The organism is Aporhodopirellula sallentina SM41, from assembly GCF_000346505.1.
In the GTDB taxonomy this organism is placed as follows: domain Bacteria; phylum Planctomycetota; class Planctomycetia; order Pirellulales; family Pirellulaceae; genus Rhodopirellula; species Rhodopirellula sallentina.
This window is the reverse complement of sequence record NZ_ANOH01000140.1, coordinates 1-18,315: the sequence shown is the minus strand read 5'-3', so window position 1 is coordinate 18,315 and position 18,315 is coordinate 1. Positions and strand designations below refer to the sequence as shown.

The window sequence follows — 18,315 nt, the reverse complement described above, 5'->3', positions numbered from 1 at the left end:
TTCCGCGTTTCGCGAGGCGGTGCAGGATCGGCTGATGGGAACTTGGTTGAACATGCGTTGTCGGGCGATGCTTCTCTTTGCGAAGTCGGAATCGTAGTGGATGACGCGAGGAATCCTCTTGCGTCATTTGTGAATCGAGGACTCGTTGCCTCGTCCACTACCTTCCGCGATTCGCGAGGTTGTCGGGCGATGCTTCTCTTTGCGGAAGTCGGTGGGCTTTAATAAATGGCGTTTTGTGATTCAGAGTCTCGGAGAGACTCTGCTACGTGTGGGAGTCTGGCTTGTCCACCTTGGCCACTAAACCCAGGTCGGCCAACGCGACGTAGGCGGCGGGGAGGGCGATCAGCACGAGGACCGTCGATGCCAGCAGGCCGAAGCACACGCTGACTGCCAGCGGGATCAACACCTGGGCTTGGCGACTGGTTTCGAACAACAGCGGCATCAAGCCGGCGATCGTGGTGGCCGAGGTGAGCAGGATGGCCCGGAAGCGAAGTCGGCTGGCCTGCCGTGCCGACTCGATCACGTCTGTTCCCTCCGTGCGTTCTTGTTTCAGAAACAACACCAACAGGATCGAGTCGTTCACCACCACACCGGCCAGCGACACAAAGCCGAGCACACTGGGGATCGATAGCGAGTTGCCCGTGATCAGGTGTCCCCAAATCACGCCGATCAACGCCATCGGGATCGCTGCCATCACGATCAACGGTTCGGTCCAGCTTTCAAATTGATAGCTGAGAATCGCGAACACGCCGATCAAACCCAACACGAAGGCTTGCAGCATCGAGTTCCCCGTTTCGGCTGACTCTTGCGATTCCCCTTCGATCTGAATGCGGACATTGGGATGTTGCTCTTCAATTTCAGGGATCGCTTCGCGACGAAACAAACCCATCAGCGCCGCCGTGTTGGCCACCCGCGTGTCGACTTCACCGATCAACGTCACGGTGCGGCGACCGTTCAGCCGTGCGATCCGCGACCAGCCCGTGGCGACGTCGACTTTGGCAACCGCCGACAACGGCACGCGGCTGCCATCGGCCAAGACAACATGAAAATCGGCAAAGTCCGCGAGGCTGTCTCGGTCCGACGTTTTCAAACGCGCTTCGATCTCATAAGCCTCCGTGCCGACTTGGATTTCATCGGCGACCGTGCCTTGGAATGCCGCGCGAACTTGATCGGCGATCGTGGTCACATCCAGCCCCAGCCCCACAGCGCCCTCATCCAAACGGATGCGATATTCCTGTTTCCCCGGCCGCAAGTCATCGGTCAGGTTGTAAACGCCTTGGTACTGGTCAAAGAACGCCAAGCCCTGTTGCGCAGCCGCTTTGGCATCGTGAAGGCTGTCGCTTTGAAAGCGGATTTCGATCGGTCGACCCGCCGGCCCAAACGCGGATTCGCCGTACGTGACACTGATCACATCGGGCAGATTGCCGACCTCTTCACGCCATGCCTGAACCACCGCATCGATCCGCGTCGATCGATTTTCGGGGCTCAATAAATCGGCCGTGATCGTTGCCACGTGCGACCCCGATTCGAACGCGTCCGCATTGGTCCCGAATTGAACCTGAACCGTTTCAACCAGCTCGCGACCGTCGGGTTGATCCGGCGTGAATTGCTGATTGACTTTGTCCAGTCCCGCCGTGATCCGCTGGACAATCTTTTCAGTGCGTTCGATCGGCGTGCCTTGCGGCAACAAGATGCGGGCTTCGACGATTTCGCCTTCGGTCGTGGGAAAGCCCTGAAAGGGAACGATGCCGCTGACGACCAACGCCAACGATGCCACGAACAAACCGGCAATGCTTCCGAGAAACAGGTAACGCCAACGGATCGCCGCATCGACGCACCGTCCCATCACCGATTCACGCAGCCAATTCAACGCGGTGTCGATCGCTCCACGCATTCGCCCGGACCTTTCCAAGCCGGAATGCCCCAGCGAGTGACCCAGGTGAGCGGGCAAGATGATGAACGCTTCGATCAAACTGACCGCCAGCACCAGGATCAACACGATCGGGATGACCTGCAGCACTTTCCCGATGAAACCGGCCAGCGACGCGAGCGGACCGAGCACACAGATCGTGGTCAGGAACGACGAAACGACACCGCCGGCGACTTCTTTGACGCCATCGACGGCGGCCTGCATCGCCGGTTTGCCGAGACTCAGATGCCTGGCGACGTTTTCAGCGATGACGATCCCGTCGTCCATCAGAATTCCAGTCGCCAGCAACATTGCCGTCAGCGTGATCATGTTGATGGTCAGACCAAACGTCGGCATCAAGAACAACGCGCCAAGGAACGATACCGGCAGGCTCATCACCACCCAGAACGACATCCGCAGGTTGAAGAACATCCATAGCGTGAAGAACACCAGGATGATTCCCTGCACCGCGTTCTTGAGCACCAACTGCAAACGATCGCTGATCAGCGTCGACATGTCGTTGACGACAGCAATGTTCACGTTCGGTTGCCGTTCGCGTTCGGCTTCCAAGAATTCGTTGACCGCCGTGGTCACGCGGATCGCGTCTTGCGTTTTCGTCTTTTCAATCCGCAGCACGCCAGCCCGCTCGTCGCCAAGCAAGCTTTTGACTTCCTCGTCTTCGAACAAATCGACGACTTGGCCGAGGTCACGCAAGCGAATCTCAGCTCCGCCACGCGTGCCTTTGATGATCAAGTCTTCCAGCTCCTCCGGCGTGCGACGTTGTTCCACGAAACGCAACAGGACTTCGTTGTCACGGGTTTCCAACGCACCGGCTGGAATGTCGATGCCTTGCCGGGCGATGACTCGGGCCACTTCGGACGCGGTCAGGCTGTAACGTCGCAAGGCTTCTTCGGACAGTTCGACGCGAAGTTGGCGGTCGGAGAATCCGCTCAGTGCGACCAACGACACTTGCGGCACCTGTTGCAATCGGTCCTTCAGGTCTTCGCAGTAGATCTTCAAGTCGCCCGTCTCCATCGGGCCGTTGACCAGCAGAACCATCACCGCTTCGGTGCGTCCAAGTTGCGTGATCACGGGATCCTCGACGTCGACCGGAAACTCCGTGATCGCTTCGACTTCGGATTCGATGTCGTCTTGGAAGATCGAAATGTCGGCACCGTCCCGCATTTCCACGGTGATCACGGCAACGCCTTCCTGGGCATCGGAGCGGACTTCTTTGACATTTTCGACACCGTCAATGGCGTCTTCGACGCGTTGGCAAACCGCCTCTTCGACTTCTTCTGCCGTCGCGCCGCGATACAAGATTTGAATTTGGATTTCTGTCGCGGTGAACTCGGGAAAGGTCTCACGTTCGAGTTTGGGAAGCGCGAACACGCCCGCGATGATGAACAACAGCATCAACAGATTGGCCAGCGTTGGGTGGCGAGCGAACTGATCAATCATCGCTGCCTCCGGTGTTGCCGGCTTGGTCTTGGTTGGTTGCCGTCGGCAGAGCGAGGTCAGCACCACTGGCGTCGGTGACCACTCGATCGAGCAGTTCGTCATCAGCAACCGGATCGATCAACATCCCCTCAACGGCTGGTGCTGGATCGGAAACAATCAACTTCTCGCCTCCGGTCAGCCCGCTGCGGATGACGGCAAACTCGCCTTGCACAAACGCGACATCCACCGGCTGCTTTCTCAAACGTTGTTCGTCGTCCAGCACATAGACATGACTGCCGTGAACCGTGTGTCGCGGGATGATGACTTGGTTCGGTCGAGCTTGCCCGATCAAGGTGACGCGGCAATACGTGCCCTGCAGCAACGGGGGTCGGATACCGGGAATGACTTGTTCATACGGATCGTCGACACCGACCACCATGCTCAGGCTGCGAGTTTGCAGGTCCAGCGATTCACGGACTCGCATGAACCGGGCTTCCCAGCGGGCAGGGATATCGGACGATGCCATTTCGACAACAGCGCGGACGTTGAAGACATCACGCACACGCTGCATCGAAAATTCTTCTAGCGAGGCCGTTTGCGATTCGTTTTGAATCAGCCGCCGCACCTCACTCATCGGAGCCTGGGCTTCGACTTCGACCAAGTCGATGTTGTAAGCCTCGAACAAGTCTTGCCCCGTGCCGACGTACTGGTCGACGTCCAGCGTGACTGTGCCGATTCGGCAGTGAAACGGAGCACGGATCTCGGTGTGCTTGAGGTCCAAGTGTGCCTGAGCCAACTGGGCTTGCTTGAGTGCCAGGTTGGCTTCTTGGCTTTGTTTCTGCGCGGGCAACAAGTTCAACGCGCTGGTCTGATCCTGCAGGCGTTGTTGCTGGGTAAAGACCGATCGTTGCTGTGCGTCCAATTCCGATTGTGACGTGGCACTACGCGATGCCAGTTGTCGCAACCGTTCCATCTCACGCTGAGTGACCGTCAACGCCTCGCGTTCGATCGCCAACGACGCTTTCAAGTTTTCTTCGGTTCGCGTCAGCTCGTCGATCAACGCTTGGGCCTGTTTGATCTCGGCTTCCAATTGTGCGACCGCATACTCGTATTCGGTCGGATCAATCCTTAGCAACAACTGGTCTTTGTTGACGAACGATCCCGATTCCAGTTCCGGATGGACCTCGACAATTCGGCCGTCCACCTCAGCGACAGCCTGCCACGTTTGGCCGGGGGTTGCGGTGCCGTAGCCGACGACGCGTGGAACAACGTCGACCACGGGAACATCGATCACACGCAGCATTCGCGATGCTTCGTCGGCGACTTCCCGTTGCGGTTGCGGGCGGTTCCCCACGATCCAGATCGCGATGAAGATGCCCGCGACCAACGGCGGAATGAACAGTGACCGCATGCCAAATCGCTTGAGCGTTTGCAGGATCTTGTTTGGAGTTTTGTCAGCCAACGCGAGTCTCCATCATTCGGGCATCCATCGTGTCGCCAAGTGCAATGGGATCGATCCGATTGGCCAGGCGGGGTGGGGTAGAAAGGTCGGGGGAACACCACGTGGGTGCAGCGAAGAGGCAGTTGTTCGGAGCCACTTGATCAGTCTTTCAATTTGTGGTTCGCGAGGTTGAATTGCATCTTTTGAAGCACCTTCTGTATCTCGGTCACCTGTGTTTTGGTGATGCCTTGCAGGGCGCATTTGCGAAGCTCATCGAGCAACGGCAGGACGGTTTGCAGTTGTTGTTCGCCGCGAGCGGTCAATCCAACCATCACGATCCGAGCGTCCTTGGGCGAGACACTTCGCTGGATGAATTTGTGTTCGACCAGTCGGTCCAACTGCCGCTTGACGGTGGTCGGATCACGAACCATTCGCGACGCCAAATCACTCATGCTCAGCGGCTCGCCCACATCGGCCAGCGTGACCAGGGTCTGAGTCTCTTCCGGTGTGAATGGCCAATCGGCCTGCTTGAGCACCGCGGCCATCCGGGTTCGCATCAGATAAGCGACCCGACCGATCGCGAATCCCGGCGTTGATTCGCTGTCAAAGTGCATTTGCGGCCTCCTGATGAGTCCTGAGTTGAAATGGGCGTAGGGTACGGCATACGTTTGAGTGGCTGAAAAGGTAGTGGACGAGGCTACGAGTCCCGAGTGGCAGGACTCGTTGCCGCGTCCACGACACCAGCGCTCGAGGCGTTGCTGCTCGGCCCGGCAACAAGCGGACGGTACCAATCGAAGTAGCAATAGATCAGCAGCGCACACGCGGCGAAGTCAGGGAGCCCCACGACCAGAAATTGATGTGCAAAGAACGTCACGTACAGCAGGATGTTGAACGCGTAGGGCAGCGACATCAGCACCGCCAGCGGAGCCGTTCGCGGCACGAACATCAACGCGCCAGTGACCGTTTTGAAAAAGCCGACCCAAAAGATCAAGTAGCCCGTTTGTTCCAACGCGATCATGAATCGTCCGACCTCGTCCGGCGCTTTGTCCACCGGATAGCCACGCATGGCGAAGCTCATCGTCATGATCCCGGTGCCAAACAGGAACAACGCGAACAACAGCCGCACGACCAGCGCAAGTCGAGGCAGCCGGACACGGCGGGTTTCTGGTCTAATCAATTGATTCGGTCTCCGCAGTCTGAAGAAAGAGGCATGGACTCGGCTCTCCCCATTGTCGAGTTGCATACAATCACTTACCTGCACTATACAGGCAACTTGCCAAACGTCAATCGTTCTGTTGGAATCTGGACATTCCCAAAACTCAGCCGGGCAAACCGAACAGCCCCATGGGACGCCGGGCGGAAACGGGGAGTCCCCCGGGTCTCCCACATGAAACGCCGTTTGAACAGGCCCCCACTCAACCAACCTCCACCTCCTCTTTTACTACAGCGAGAGCCCCCATGAACCACAAATACCTCATCGCGTTGCCACTGATCGTGTCATGCCTCACCGGCACCGCGATCGCTCAACCAGGCCTCACGGCAACGGAGAAACTGCAAAATCAAAACGCTCAATTCAAGGAAGAGGTGATCGAGGTCGCTGACAATGTTCACGTGGCGGTGGGATACAGCGTGTCCAACGTTTCCATGATCGTGGGCGACGACGGCGTCGTGATCATCGACACCGGAATGATGGCTGAGTCCGCAATGAAGATTGCGAAAAAGTTTCGCGAGATCACAGACAAACCGGTCAAAGCAATCATTTACACGCACTCGCACGGCGACCACACCGGCGGCGCGCCCGCATTCCTTGGTGAGGAACGTCCCGAGATTTGGGCACACGTGAACTTCGGCAGCGAGGCTCGCCCTTGGAAACTCGGTGGACTGACGTATCAAAACGTTCGCGGAGCCCGGCAAGCCGGATTCAAACTGCCGCGTGATCAACGAATCAACAACGGCGTCGCGCCGGTTCGCTATCCCAATCGGGGTGGCGAGGTTTTCTCGTCGTCCGACGGAACGAGCCCCACACACTTCCTCGACAGCGAACATCAGACGATCCATGTTGCTGGCGTTGAATTGGAATTGGTGGCGGCACCAGGCGAAACCAACGACGGAATTTTCGTCTGGTACCCCGCCGGCAAAGTGCTGTTCGCGGGAGATGACTTCTATCGATCATTCCCAAACCTGTACGCGATCCGCGGGACCCCCAATCGCAGCGTTCGATTGTGGGCAGAAAGCCTTGGCAACATGGCCCAGCGAAAACCAAGTGCCCTCGTTGGTGGACACACTCGGCCGATTACCGATCCGTCCCAAGTCCAGCAAGTCTTGACCGACTACCGCGATGCAGTGCAGTTCATTCACGATAAAACCGTCGAGGGAATGAACAAAGGACTGACCCCGGATGAGTTGGTTGAATACGTGCAACTGCCCGAGCATCTGGCGAACAAGGAATACCTACAACCGTTTTACGGACATCCTCAGTGGGGCGTGCGGTCCGTGTTCAACGGTTACTTGGGCTGGTTCGACGGCAACGCGAGCAACCTGTTTCCGCTGCCACCCAAGGCGGAGGCTCAACGAATGGTGCAACTCGCCGGCGGAAAAGACAAATTGGTCAAAGCCGCCGAAGATGCAGTGGGCAGTGGCGACAATCAGTGGGCGGCCCAACTCGCCGATCAATTGCTCGCTTTGGATAAAGAAGATTCCGCGGCAAAGCAAATCAAAGCTCAAGCGTTAATAAACCTGGCTCACGACATGGTCAACGCAACGGCGAGAAACTACTACCTCACCGTCGCCCGCGAATTGCGTGAGCAATAAGAGAGAAACGAGCAGTGACACGCACCAGACAACCAACGATACAGCACCGTGAGAACATGGCGGTGCTGGTATTCGTGGTGTCGGAAAAAGGCAAAACGCTGCTTGGCGAGTCATGCTAAACTAGTGTGATGAACCTATCCGAATACGAATCAGCCGATCGGCGTTAGCCGCGGTTTTCAGATAGGTTCCAAGTCTGTCGCGTAGTGCAAACAAAGACCGGATGCTCCTTCGAGAGCGACGGCACGCTGCGTGCTTCCTGAGCGATGCGGCATATCAAGCTCAACTGCTGCTAAGACAACACACCTTTGCATGGCCATCAAACACGAGTGGCCCGATGACGGATGCCAAACGCCCCAAACAATCCTCGGGGCAATTAACTCCAACAGAGATACCCAAACAGGTATCAAAGAAAATCTCGGCACAACGTCGTGATCAATCGAGCCGTGAGCAAGCGAACCTTGATCAATCGCGTCTCGAACTCGTTGAAGCGTTGCGAGGCAAAGGGATCCACGACCGCCGAATCCTTGACGCGATCGGCAGGGTTCGTCGCGATGCGTTCGTTCCGGATGAACTCAAAGAGGCCGCGTATCACGACATCCCGCTGCCCATCGGACAAGGCCAGACAATCTCACAGCCGCTTGTCGTGGCATGGATGGCCGACGCGATGGAACTGCAGCCTACTGATCACGTTCTCGACGTCGGCACAGGCAGCGGCTACGCGGCCGCGGTCATGTCACTTCTCTGTGCGACCGTTCATTCGGTTGAACGGATCCCCGAACTGGCACAACGAGCCAAGGCCCGCCTGATCGCCGAAGGCTACGAGAACGTGAGCGTCCGTTGTGGGGACGGACACCAGGGATGGCCTGAGCACGCGCCGTTTGACGGGATCTGTATCGCCGCCGCAGGTCGTGAAATCCCCGCCGCGCTTCGGGATCAGCTCGTGATTGGGGGGCGAATCATCGCTCCCTTGGGAAACGATCGCTCGTCGCAGACTCTCTATCGATTGACGCGAACGGACGAGCACCAATTCAAACGCGAAAAGCTCGGAAAAGTCCGCTTCGTTCCCCTGATCGGGGCGGCGGGATGGGACGAAGGGCACTGAAGATTTCCCGACCGGCGACGAAGGACCAATCTTCGTTGCCCGTGTCTCCTCTCATTGCCGGTCTACTCTAGACTTGCCCGCCCTCTCGACATGGCCCGCCCACTCGACATGGCCCGCCCTCTCCATCCTTGCCCGTCTTCTCTATCATAAGGCGCGGCTTTTCCGATACTCTCAAATTCGCACGATGCGACGTTTCACTCACCGTGAGCGTCTCCAGAAGCATCTTCTTTGTTTTCTGCCGACTTTCTTCACCAACGACATGTTGAACGAACTTGTTTACTGCAGCGTGGCAACCCGGGTTATGGATGCGGACGACCTCCGCGAATTGTTAGATCATGCTCGGAGCAAGAACTCATCGCTCGGCGTGACCGGAACGCTGCTCTACAACGATCAAACTCGCGAGTTCATTCAATTGCTCGAAGGTGATTCCGAAACGCTCGATATGCTGATGGAGAAGATCTCATCGGATGAACGGCACACATCGATCGATATCATGTACCGTGGCCGGATCGAGACACGGAGTTTCGAAGGCTGGTCAATGGCCTACCGAGCGTTCGCTGACATCGCCCCGCCCCTCCGCGAAGGCATCACCAGCTTTCGCCCCGATGACTCGCCGGAAGACCAAGGCTGGAGCCGAGCCAGCAGGGCGCGGACAATCTTTACCGATCTCAGCAAGAAGATGTGAGGCGGCCTCGATCGATCATCTTGGAAACCGCATTTGATTAATCTCGGATTGATCGCCCAACCAGCCCACGTCAACACACCTGCCATGGAACAAGTCCACGCTCTCCTGCCGGCGATTTTGCTGCTGTCCATCGGCATTTGCTCGATTGTGTTGATGCGGCGTTTAGGACTCAGCCCGATCGTCGGTTACATGCTCGGCGGGATGTTGATCGGCGAGCACGCTCTCGGGTGGATGCACGAAAACCAGACGGTACACCTGCTCGCAGAGTTGGGCGTGGTGTTCTTGCTGTTCGACATCGGTCTGCATTTCTCGATCGGTCATATCTGGGATGCACGAAGAGACATCTTTGGGCTCGGCCCGATTCAAATCATCTTATGTGCGGTCGCGTTCACGGGCATCGCATTGGCATTCGGATACCCATTCGATATTGCGTTGGTCGTCGGATGCGCGTTGTCGCTTTCGTCCACGGCGGTGGTGAACCCGACGCTGCAACAACGCCAACAAAACCAATGCCCGGTCGGCCGGACCTCGACCGCGGTTCTGATCTTGCAGGACGTGCTCGCGATCTTCCTGCTAGTTCTCGCCGCGTCGATGGGCAGTGGGGAGATGAGCGGCGGGGAGATGGGACCTGGCGAGTCGGAATTGCCGGCGACAAACCTTCCCGCGCTGATCGGTCTGGCGGCAGTCAAAGGCGTGGTTGCTTTTGCGGCGTCTGTCGTTTTAGGTCGTTACGTTCTGCGACCGATGTTTCAAACGATCGCCCGATCCAAAAACGAGGAGGTCTTCACGGCGATCGCGTTGTTGATCGTTTTGTCGATGGCGGCTGCGAGCGGTTGGATGGGATTGTCGCTGACTCTCGGTGCCTTCCTCGGCGGCATGATGCTCGCGGAAACACCGTTTCGTCATCTGATTCGGACCGAAGCCAAACCGTTTCGGGATCTGTTGATGGCGTTCTTCTTCATCTCGATCGGGATGTCGCTCGACTGGCGGGTGCTGCTGGACAACTGGTGGCAGATTGCAGCGTTCACGATCGTGCTGATCGCAGTCAAATCAGTCGCGGTATCTCTCGCTGCGAGGGCGGTCGGGTGGTCCCTGCCGGGGTCTTTGCAACTCGGTTTTTTGTTGGCGCAGGGCAGTGAGTTTGTGTTTGTAATCCTATCGATGGGGACGATTCGCGAAGCATTTGGCGAACAAACCGTCGGCATCGTTTTCATCGGTGTGGCGTTGTCACTCGCACTGACGCCGACGGTCGCGGAGCTCGGAAACCGACTCGCGCGGTCCCTACGACGTCGAGGAAACATGTCTGTTCCCAAATCAGAAACCACCCCAATTGAATCCATCGCCCCGGTGATCATCTTTGGAATGAACGAGGTCGGCCGGTCCGTCGCCGACGCTTTGGAAGCCCATCAGATTCAATACGAAGCCGTCGAGCGTGACTATGAGCAATTCACCGCCGCGAGCGTGGACGGCTATCGGGTCGCGTTTGGCGATCTCCGCGATTTACGTTTAGCGGAAACGATGGAAATGGATCAACGCAGCTCGATCGTCTTGGCGAGTCCTCGGTTGGACGAAGTCGAAAGGCTGATTCCGATCGTCAAAGAACGCTTTCCGGGTCTGACGCAACACATCGCCGTGTCCGATGAAGCACAAGGCGAGCGGCTTCGAGACCTGGGGATGAACGTGGTGGTTGCAGCGAATGGGAACACCAGTCGATTGCTCACTCAAGAAGTACTGCGTTCGCTGGGAATCGACGACAAGCAAGTGAAAGACTGGATGCAGCGACGCGATGAAGAACTCCAAGAAGCGACCACGTAAAACCGGAACGATTCACGCAAAACGTTATCAAACATGCCTCGCTTTCACATCACTCAGAAACCGTTGGTCACATGACAGAGCTGTCCCCCATTCCGCGTGAGAACAACCCGAATACGCTTGCGTTACACATCGTCACAGGAGCTGCAGGGGTTGGCAAAAGCACGTTCGGCAAACATTTGGCGGTAGAGCTGGGAGCGGTATTTCTCGATAGTGACACGGTCACGGAACCTGTCGTGCGTGCGGGATTGACGGCCGCGGGACTCGACCCGACCGATCGTGACAGCCCCGAATACAAACGGTTGTTCCGCGACGCGGTTTATGAATGTCTCTTTGCAACCGCGGCCGAAAATCTAACGCACACGAGTGTGGTCATCGTCGGCCCTTTCACCCGAGAACTTCGCGACGCGAACTGGCCGAAGCATCTTCACAACCGTTTCGGAGTTCAGCCGACCATCTGGCACGTCACCTGCAGCGATGTTCTCCGGCGTGAAAGAATTATGAAACGGGGTAACCCACGAGACCGTGCCAAACTGATAGATTGGGCACAGCACATCGCCGACGCCCCGCCGGCCCAACCTGCGTTTGAGGTCAATCTGGTGGATACGTCGCGCAGTCGTTGATCGCCTCGTTGTTCTAATTTCCAGGGCCGTGAAAACCGTTGTCTCTCAAACTCGGCAATCCGGTCGCCCCCGCGATACCGCGGCGACGCAGAGTATTTGCGGCGACACAGAATCGTCGCGGCTACACAGAATCGTCGCGGCTACGCAAGTAATTGCGGCTAGGCAGGGACCTCGCGTGAACAGCCATCTCGGCCGTGAGGCGACATTCATTTTGGCGGAGGGTAGCCGCCGGCGAACATTACCCCATCAACAACCGGCGATACTAGAAACGCACCGTTTTGCCTCGTCACTGAAAGGAATAAAAATGACAAGCCTCCGAGAACAAACCGACACCAAGATCGCGAACACCCGAAAGAACAATCCAGATTTTGCCAAGAAGGTCGACGAACTGTTGTCCTCCGCCGAAGTGTTTCAGTCCGGTGCGAATGCGTTAGACGTCGGTCAGAGCGCTCCTGATTTCACTTTACCGACACCGGTGGGCAAGTCAGTCTCGCTATCGAACCTAGTTGCCAACGGGCCCGTCGTCGTGACGTTCTATCGAGGTAGTTGGTGTCCGTATTGCAACCTGCAACTGCGTGCGATGCAGCAACGGCTCCCGGAGATCCATGCTCTCGGTGCGGAACTCGTGGCGATCAGTCCCGAAATGCCGGACAGCTCGCTTTCGCACGAAGAACAGGAGACGTTGGAGTTCCCAGTCCTTTCGGATCAAGACGCACGCGTTGCGGCCGAGTACGGAGTCGCGTGGGAAGTGCCTGAGCTGATATTGGAGCACATGCGGAATGATCGCAATCTCGAACTATCCAAAATCAATGGCGGCAACGGCAGCGTGCTACCGATCCCGGCAACCTTCGTGATCGACCGCGATGGAGTCGTGACATGGCGTTTTGTCGACGTGGATTATCGTCACCGTGCGGAACCGGATGACATCATCAACGCGCTCAAACAACTTACCAAGCAAACTGCCTGAACACCACACGCAGGTCCATGCAAACCCATCGCAGCCACACCATGATCAAAGCCGTACTTTCGTCGATGCTTTCGACCCTCGTCGCCACCGCTTCGACGGCAGCGTTTGCCCAGCCGCCTTCGTTCACTCAAGGCGAAGCCGACTCCAACATATCGACACTGTTTGATTGGAAAGGGGCAAACCCCCGGACCGCGAAAGTCGGCTCGATCGAGTCGTCCGATGGTCTGCAATGGACCGTGCCCGCAAAGACGAGTTTCCTCGCCGGCTCCAAAGCGGCCGATTTGTACAACGAAGCTAACAACGTCAAACCCAACAGTTTGGAAGACGTTGACCTGCAAAGCATTCCTGTCGTGGACGCAGGAGGCGACGAAGTTTTCACGGCGTTCGTTTTCGGCGACAACTATTTCGAACTGTTCATCGATGGGAAACTGATCGCGGTCGATCCGGTTCCCATGACACCGTTCAACAGCAACGTGATCCGTTTCAAGGCGAAACGTCCGTTTACGATCGGCATCATGGGAGTCGACTGGGAAGAGCGTCTTGGGCTGGGGTTTGAGAAATTCCGCGGCGCGTCCTTTCACCAAGGTGACGCGGGATTAGTGGCAGTCATCAAGGACGACTCCGGTAAAACCATTTCGGTAACCGACAACAGTTGGAAAGCCCAAACGTTCTACACCGCACCCCTTCAGGCAAAGGATTGTTTGGTGGTCAACGGAAGCCATCGCGACAGTTCCAACTGCGCAACCGACGATGTGAACGACGGCAGACAACACTATGCCGCCCACTGGCCAATTCCGGAGAATTGGGCGGCGAGCTCATTCGATGTGTCCGATTGGCCGAACGCGGTCACCTACACCAACGACTTCGTTGGCGTCGACAACAAACCGGCGTATACGAACTTCACCGATTTGTTTGACGCTCCCGATGCCGACGCCCAGTTCATTTGGTCGTCGAGTTTGGTGCACGATAATCTGGTGCTGATGCGAACGACCATCGGCGACTGAGCAGCGGACCTGTCAGATCAGCAAATCGTGAATGATTCGTGCTTCATTGGATGGACCGATGAGCCGTTGGTTCAAACCCTGGCTGAGAAAACTCAGGCGATAGGGGTCGAGTCCCATCGCGTGCAACACCGTGGCTTGGAAGTCTTTCACATCGACCGGGTTTTCAGCGACTTTGAACCCGAGTTCGTCCGTCGCTCCGTATTCCATGCCGCGTTTGAATCCGCCACCGGCGACCCAAACGCTAAAGCAGTCGGGATGATGGTCACGCCCAATGAACTTCATCGTTCCATTGCGAGCCTCGACCATCGGTGTGCGTCCGAACTCTCCGCCGAAAACAACGAGCGTGTCATCAAGCAACCCTCGTTGCTTCAGATCGGTTAGTAGCGCCGCGATCGGTTTGTCAGCCTGCGTGCACTTCATCGGGAATTGGGTTTCCATGTCGTCATACTTCGCAGTGCCATGGATATCCCATCCCCAGTCAAACAACTGCACGAAGCGAACGCCCTGTTCGACCAAACGGCGTGCCAGCAGGCAATTGTTCGCAAACGATGCCTTGCCCGGCTCGGCACCGTACAGTTCCAACGTCTGTTTGGATTCTCGTTTGATATCCATCACCTCAGGCACGGCGGTTTGCATCCGAAAGGCGAGTTCATATTGCTCGATTCGTGTCAGCGTCTCGGGATCCTGGAAGACCTCATGCTCGCGTCGGTTCAGTTCATTGAGTGCGTCCAAACTTGCTCGCCGGATGTCGCTCCCCATTCCATCAGGATTGCTGACGTAGAGGATCGGATCGCCTTCACTTCGGCACTGCACGCCTTGAAAAACACTCGGCAGCACCCCATTGCCCCACAAACTTTTCCCGCCCGAAGGCATGTTGCCACCCGACACCATGACAATGAACCCTGGCAAGTTATCGCTCTCACTCCCGAGGCCGTACGTCGCCCACGAACCGAAAGACGATCCGCCAAACTGTGCCGAACCGGTATGCAACAACAATTGCGCCGGAGCATGGTTGAACTGATCGGTATGCATCGACCGAATCAGGCAAAGGTCGTCGGCGTGCTGCCCGATGTGCGGGATTTTTTCGCCCAGTAACATTCCCGACTCGCCGTATTCTTTGAACGGATAGACGGGGCCGAGCAGCTTCGGTTTCCCTTTGATGAACGCGAACATCTTGCCCTCGATCAACTCATCCGGGCACGGCTCGAGATGGTGTTTCTTCAACTCCGGTTTGAAATCGAACAGCTCATGCTGGGGAGGAGACCCTGCCATGTGCAGATAAATGACATGCTTGGCGGGCTTCGCATAGTCGCTAGCGAAACCGGTCGAATCGCGAGTCGTGCTCGCAGAACCTTCGTTGCATTTTGCACCAAGCAGTCCGGCGGAGATGGCTCCTAATCCAACCGAACAATTCGCGAGAAAGTGCCGACGAGTTTGCAGCCGAGCCGAAACCAGGTTCAGTTCAGCCTCTGGGGACAAGCGACTGGATTTCATTTTGCACTCATTAAGGACGATAGTAAATCAAACAACGCGGTACCGACCCTACATGAACGAACCGTGGTCAGTGTTGAAAGGGCTGCGTTAAGGAATCAGTTGTTGAGGACACCATCGAGATTCAAGATCACGTTGGCGACCACGGTCATGGAAGCACGATCGACGAGCCGACTCTTTTCGTCATCGGTAATCGTCTTAAGATCGACAGCTTGACCGGAAAATTTGGCGGCCTCTTTGACCCGCGTTCGATAGCGTTCTTGACACTGGTAAAACAGATCAGACAGGACTTCGACTTGGCCGGCCGAAACTTCATCGACGAAGAGGGCTCGTTGCAGACCGTATTCGATGCTCGCTGCCAACTTGGGTCCGGTGGCAACGTCAACAGGTTGCTCGCGGTAGCTGAGCATTTGATCGGCCAAACCACGTGCTGCCTCGATGAAGGTAACGTCGTTGAGCGTCATGAAGGATTGCAGCGGCGTGTTGGTCCGCAAACGTCGCATGCTGCAAACATCCCTGCTCGACATGTCAAACGTTTCAAAGAGCGGATGCGGAGCACTGCGTTTGAGGTAGGTATAAATCGCACGGCGGTAACGATCCTCACCGGTACTTTCCTGCCAAGTCATTCCGCCGGTGAAAGCATTGACGACCCGTTTGATAGGGCTCGGTGGGTAGACCGGTGGACCAAACATTTTGCCAGACAACAATCCACCGATCGCCAACGCCTGATCGCGAACAACCTCTGCCTGTAAACGAACCCGAGGACCTCGCGATAGGAGACGGTTGCGTGGGTCTATCTCCAACGCCTTCGCGCTAGCGACCTGCGACTGCTGATACGATTCCGATCTGACGATCATCTTGATCAACTCTCGAACGTCCCACTGTTTCTCCTGAAGCGATACAGCGAGGAAATCGAGCAATTGCGGATGCGAAGGAGGCGTTCCTTGCGTTCCAAAGTCCTCTTCGGTTTCCACCAAACCGGCACCGATCAAACGAGCCCAGTAACGGTTCACCGCGACGCGTGCAGTGAGAGGATTGGATTCATCAAAAATCCAATTCGCCAGCCCTAAACGATCACCTCGAAATTCCGCCCCCTCGGGGACAAACGCCTCGGGCAATTTCGCAGACACTTTTTCGCCATGACTGAGGTAGTTTCCACCGAGCATGACGTGAGTTTCGCGTCTTTTCTTCTCTGGCTTTTCTTGCATGACGGGAACGCGGACACGCTCCGCCGCCATGGCCTCCCATTTGCGAAGTTCGATGCGATCGGCATCCAATTCATCCTTGCGATAACGCTCGGCGGCGTTTTCCTGGTCGGTCGTTGAAATCCGGAAACACCCCATGTTGAGACGAACCCACGGTGAGTCATGCCTCAGGTAGATGGTGTAGCGCGACGCCTCTTCGGATCGCAAAGGCTCTCCGAGTTCAAAGATCGCCTCGTGATGATCGGTGTATCCGGTCACGGGATGTCGCACCGCCCACCCTTGTTGATGAGCCCCGCTTTCGACATCTTCTTTGATCGCTGTACGCGGGTGGTGATTGGGCTGTGCAAAATCCGCTTCGGCGTCCTTGAGGGAGACCTTTTTCTTCTCGCCGTCTCGCTCCGCTTCGATCCAGATTTGCGACAGGATAAACCCGCCGTCGCCGCTGCGGCCTACTTTGCCGTCATGCTGCAGGTGCGGGATAACTTCCAATCGAATCGCGTTGACGGTTTGCTCCGGCTCGAGTTCAAACGTGACTTCGTAGATTTCGTACGACGGGTTCTTCCCTTTGGCGAGCACACTGTTGTCGTCGAGTAACTCGAGAGTGCTCCCCGACTGCCCTTTGACTTCAACGGGGCGTTGCTGCGTCCATACCTCAAGTTGACTGGAAACCGCCTCTCGAAGCTGGACCAGTTTCGTTTCCAATTCTTCGGCGATTTCAAGATCGCGGCGAGGCGGCACCGGCAATTTCGGCGACTCGTTTCTGCGGTCGGCATCCTCACTCTGGTTGAAGTAGTCGAGCAGTTGATAGTACTCAACGTGACTGATCGGATCGTATTTGTGTGAGTGACATTCGGCGCAGCGGATGGTAATCCCCATCCACGAATTCAGCGTCGTACTCAAACGGTCCTTGATCGCGACCGTGCGAAACTCTTCGTCATTCGTGCCGCCCTCGTTGTTGGATAGCGTGTTGCGATGAAACGCGGTTGCGAGTTTTTGGTCGGTGGTGGCGTTGGGCAATAGGTCACCGGCGATCATTTCGATCGACATCTCTTTGTAGGATTTATTTTCCATCAAAGAAGCGATCAACCAGTCGCGCCACGGCCAGATGTCTCGGTGTTCGTCGCCTGAGTAACCGACCGTGTCTGCGTATCGGGCCAAGTCCAACCACATCGCTGCCCAATGTTCGGCGTATGCGGGTGTACGTAAAAGTTCGTCGACCAACCTCGTATAGTTATCCGATGTGGGAGCAGCGAGGTAATCGTCTATCGCGGAACCGACCAACTCCGAATGGGCAACCGGAGGCAGTCCGGTGAGATCCAAGGACAATCGCCGTACGAGTGAACGGCGATCCGCCGGGTCGTCTCGATGCAGGCCAACTTTCTCGAGTTTCTTGTCGATGAAATAGTCAACCGCGCGGTGAGGCTCGTTTCGAACCTCGTCCGGAATCTCTGGCATGCGGGGAACGCTGAACGACCAGTGCGTTTGGTAGTCGGCCCCCTGCTCGATCCAACGACGGAGCGTCTCGACCTCCGCATCCGATAGCCGACCAGCGTGATCCGACGGCGGCATTCGCATGTCTTCATCGTCCGTCAGAATGCGGACCATGATCTCGCTGGCTTCGGGATCGCCGGGTGCGACCGCGGCGTACCCGCCAAAATCTTCGGTCGCACCATCGAACGTGTCGAGTCGCAATCCCGCCTGACGGTCGTCCTCATCGGGGCCGTGACAGGCGATGCAGTGCCGAGACAAGATCGGTCGCACGTGCTCGTTAAAGATGACCGGGTCGTTTTGATTGACCGATTCCGTCGCAGAAACGGGAGCAGCC

General features: G+C 56.8%; 13 protein-coding genes. 7 read left to right on the top strand and 6 right to left on the bottom strand.

The features are described from left to right. Window positions 1-262: 262 nt before the first annotated feature. The 4 genes from RSSM_RS09040 to RSSM_RS09025 all read right to left on the bottom strand — a co-directional run bounded on the left by RSSM_RS09040 (window position 263) and on the right by RSSM_RS09025 (window position 5,916). The gene (locus tag RSSM_RS09040) at window positions 263-3,472 is read right to left on the bottom strand and encodes an efflux RND transporter permease subunit (RefSeq protein WP_236621027.1); all 3,210 of its coding nucleotides are present in this window, start codon (window positions 3,470-3,472) and stop codon (window positions 263-265) included. Continuing rightward, window positions 3,363-4,811 (bottom strand): efflux RND transporter periplasmic adaptor subunit, encoded by a 1,449-nt coding sequence (locus tag RSSM_RS09035; RefSeq protein WP_008676986.1) that lies wholly within the window; start codon window positions 4,809-4,811, stop codon window positions 3,363-3,365. The genes RSSM_RS09040 and RSSM_RS09035 overlap by 110 nt, the downstream gene beginning before the upstream one ends. Before the next feature lie 140 nt (window positions 4,812-4,951). Continuing rightward, window positions 4,952-5,404 carry a MarR family winged helix-turn-helix transcriptional regulator gene (locus RSSM_RS09030; protein ID WP_008676984.1) on the bottom strand — a complete coding sequence of 151 codons (453 nt, stop codon included), beginning with the start codon at window positions 5,402-5,404 and terminating at the stop codon, window positions 4,952-4,954. Between the two features lie 83 nt (window positions 5,405-5,487). Continuing rightward, entirely contained in the window at window positions 5,488-5,916 is a 429-nt protein-coding gene (locus tag RSSM_RS09025; protein ID WP_008676983.1) for a hypothetical protein, read from the bottom strand. A gap of 332 nt (window positions 5,917-6,248) precedes the next feature. On the opposite strand from RSSM_RS09025, the gene RSSM_RS09020 reads away from it, so the two are divergent. From RSSM_RS09020 to RSSM_RS08990, 7 genes are all read left to right on the top strand, one after another. Beyond that, the gene (locus RSSM_RS09020; RefSeq protein ID WP_008676981.1) at window positions 6,249-7,601 is read left to right on the top strand and encodes an alkyl/aryl-sulfatase; all 1,353 of its coding nucleotides are present in this window, start codon (window positions 6,249-6,251) and stop codon (window positions 7,599-7,601) included. A gap of 220 nt (window positions 7,602-7,821) precedes the next feature. Then, window positions 7,822-8,703 (top strand): protein-L-isoaspartate(D-aspartate) O-methyltransferase, encoded by an 882-nt coding sequence (locus tag RSSM_RS09015; protein ID WP_008676979.1) that lies wholly within the window; start codon window positions 7,822-7,824, stop codon window positions 8,701-8,703. 184 nt (window positions 8,704-8,887) lie between these two features. Then, complete coding sequence (locus RSSM_RS09010; protein WP_008676976.1) at window positions 8,888-9,388, top strand: BLUF domain-containing protein; 501 nt, start codon at window positions 8,888-8,890, stop codon at window positions 9,386-9,388. 33 nt (window positions 9,389-9,421) lie between these two features. After that, entirely contained in the window at window positions 9,422-11,203 is a 1,782-nt protein-coding gene (locus tag RSSM_RS09005; RefSeq protein ID WP_008676974.1) for a cation:proton antiporter domain-containing protein, read from the top strand. Window positions 11,204-11,274: 71 nt separating this feature from the next. Then, complete coding sequence (locus RSSM_RS09000; RefSeq protein WP_008676972.1) at window positions 11,275-11,823, top strand: AAA family ATPase; 549 nt, start codon at window positions 11,275-11,277, stop codon at window positions 11,821-11,823. Window positions 11,824-12,127: 304 nt separating this feature from the next. Next, on the top strand, window positions 12,128-12,790 hold the full coding sequence (locus RSSM_RS08995; RefSeq protein ID WP_008676970.1) for a peroxiredoxin-like family protein: 663 nt from the start codon (window positions 12,128-12,130) through the stop codon (window positions 12,788-12,790). Window positions 12,791-12,831: 41 nt separating this feature from the next. After that, on the top strand, window positions 12,832-13,794 hold the full coding sequence (locus RSSM_RS08990; protein WP_044301953.1) for a hypothetical protein: 963 nt from the start codon (window positions 12,832-12,834) through the stop codon (window positions 13,792-13,794). 12 nt (window positions 13,795-13,806) lie between these two features. Here RSSM_RS08990 and RSSM_RS08985 read toward each other — a convergent pair whose 3' ends face one another. After that, on the bottom strand, window positions 13,807-15,288 hold the full coding sequence (locus RSSM_RS08985; RefSeq protein ID WP_008676966.1) for a DUF1501 domain-containing protein: 1,482 nt from the start codon (window positions 15,286-15,288) through the stop codon (window positions 13,807-13,809). A 95-nt stretch (window positions 15,289-15,383) separates the two neighbouring features. Next, a partial coding sequence (locus tag RSSM_RS08980; protein WP_144059671.1) for a PSD1 and planctomycete cytochrome C domain-containing protein occupies window positions 15,384-18,315 on the bottom strand: 2,932 nt, incomplete at its 5' end.

Excerpts from the sequence above, each read along its gene's own strand:
- RSSM_RS09040 (WP_236621027.1), bottom strand. The coding sequence starts at position 3,472 with ATGACGAACTGCTCGATCGAGTGGTCACCGACGCCAGTGGTGCTGACC.
- RSSM_RS08995 (WP_008676970.1), top strand. The coding sequence starts at position 12,128 with ATGACAAGCCTCCGAGAACAAACCGACACCAAGATCGCGAACACCCGA.
- RSSM_RS09030 (WP_008676984.1), bottom strand. The coding sequence starts at position 5,404 with ATGCACTTTGACAGCGAATCAACGCCGGGATTCGCGATCGGTCGGGTC.
- RSSM_RS09020 (WP_008676981.1), top strand. The coding sequence starts at position 6,249 with ATGAACCACAAATACCTCATCGCGTTGCCACTGATCGTGTCATGCCTC.
- RSSM_RS08990 (WP_044301953.1), top strand. The coding sequence starts at position 12,832 with ATGATCAAAGCCGTACTTTCGTCGATGCTTTCGACCCTCGTCGCCACC.
- RSSM_RS08985 (WP_008676966.1), bottom strand. The coding sequence starts at position 15,288 with ATGAAATCCAGTCGCTTGTCCCCAGAGGCTGAACTGAACCTGGTTTCG.
- RSSM_RS09010 (WP_008676976.1), top strand. The coding sequence starts at position 8,888 with ATGCGACGTTTCACTCACCGTGAGCGTCTCCAGAAGCATCTTCTTTGT.
- RSSM_RS09015 (WP_008676979.1), top strand. The coding sequence starts at position 7,822 with ATGCTCCTTCGAGAGCGACGGCACGCTGCGTGCTTCCTGAGCGATGCG.
- RSSM_RS09000 (WP_008676972.1), top strand. The coding sequence starts at position 11,275 with ATGACAGAGCTGTCCCCCATTCCGCGTGAGAACAACCCGAATACGCTT.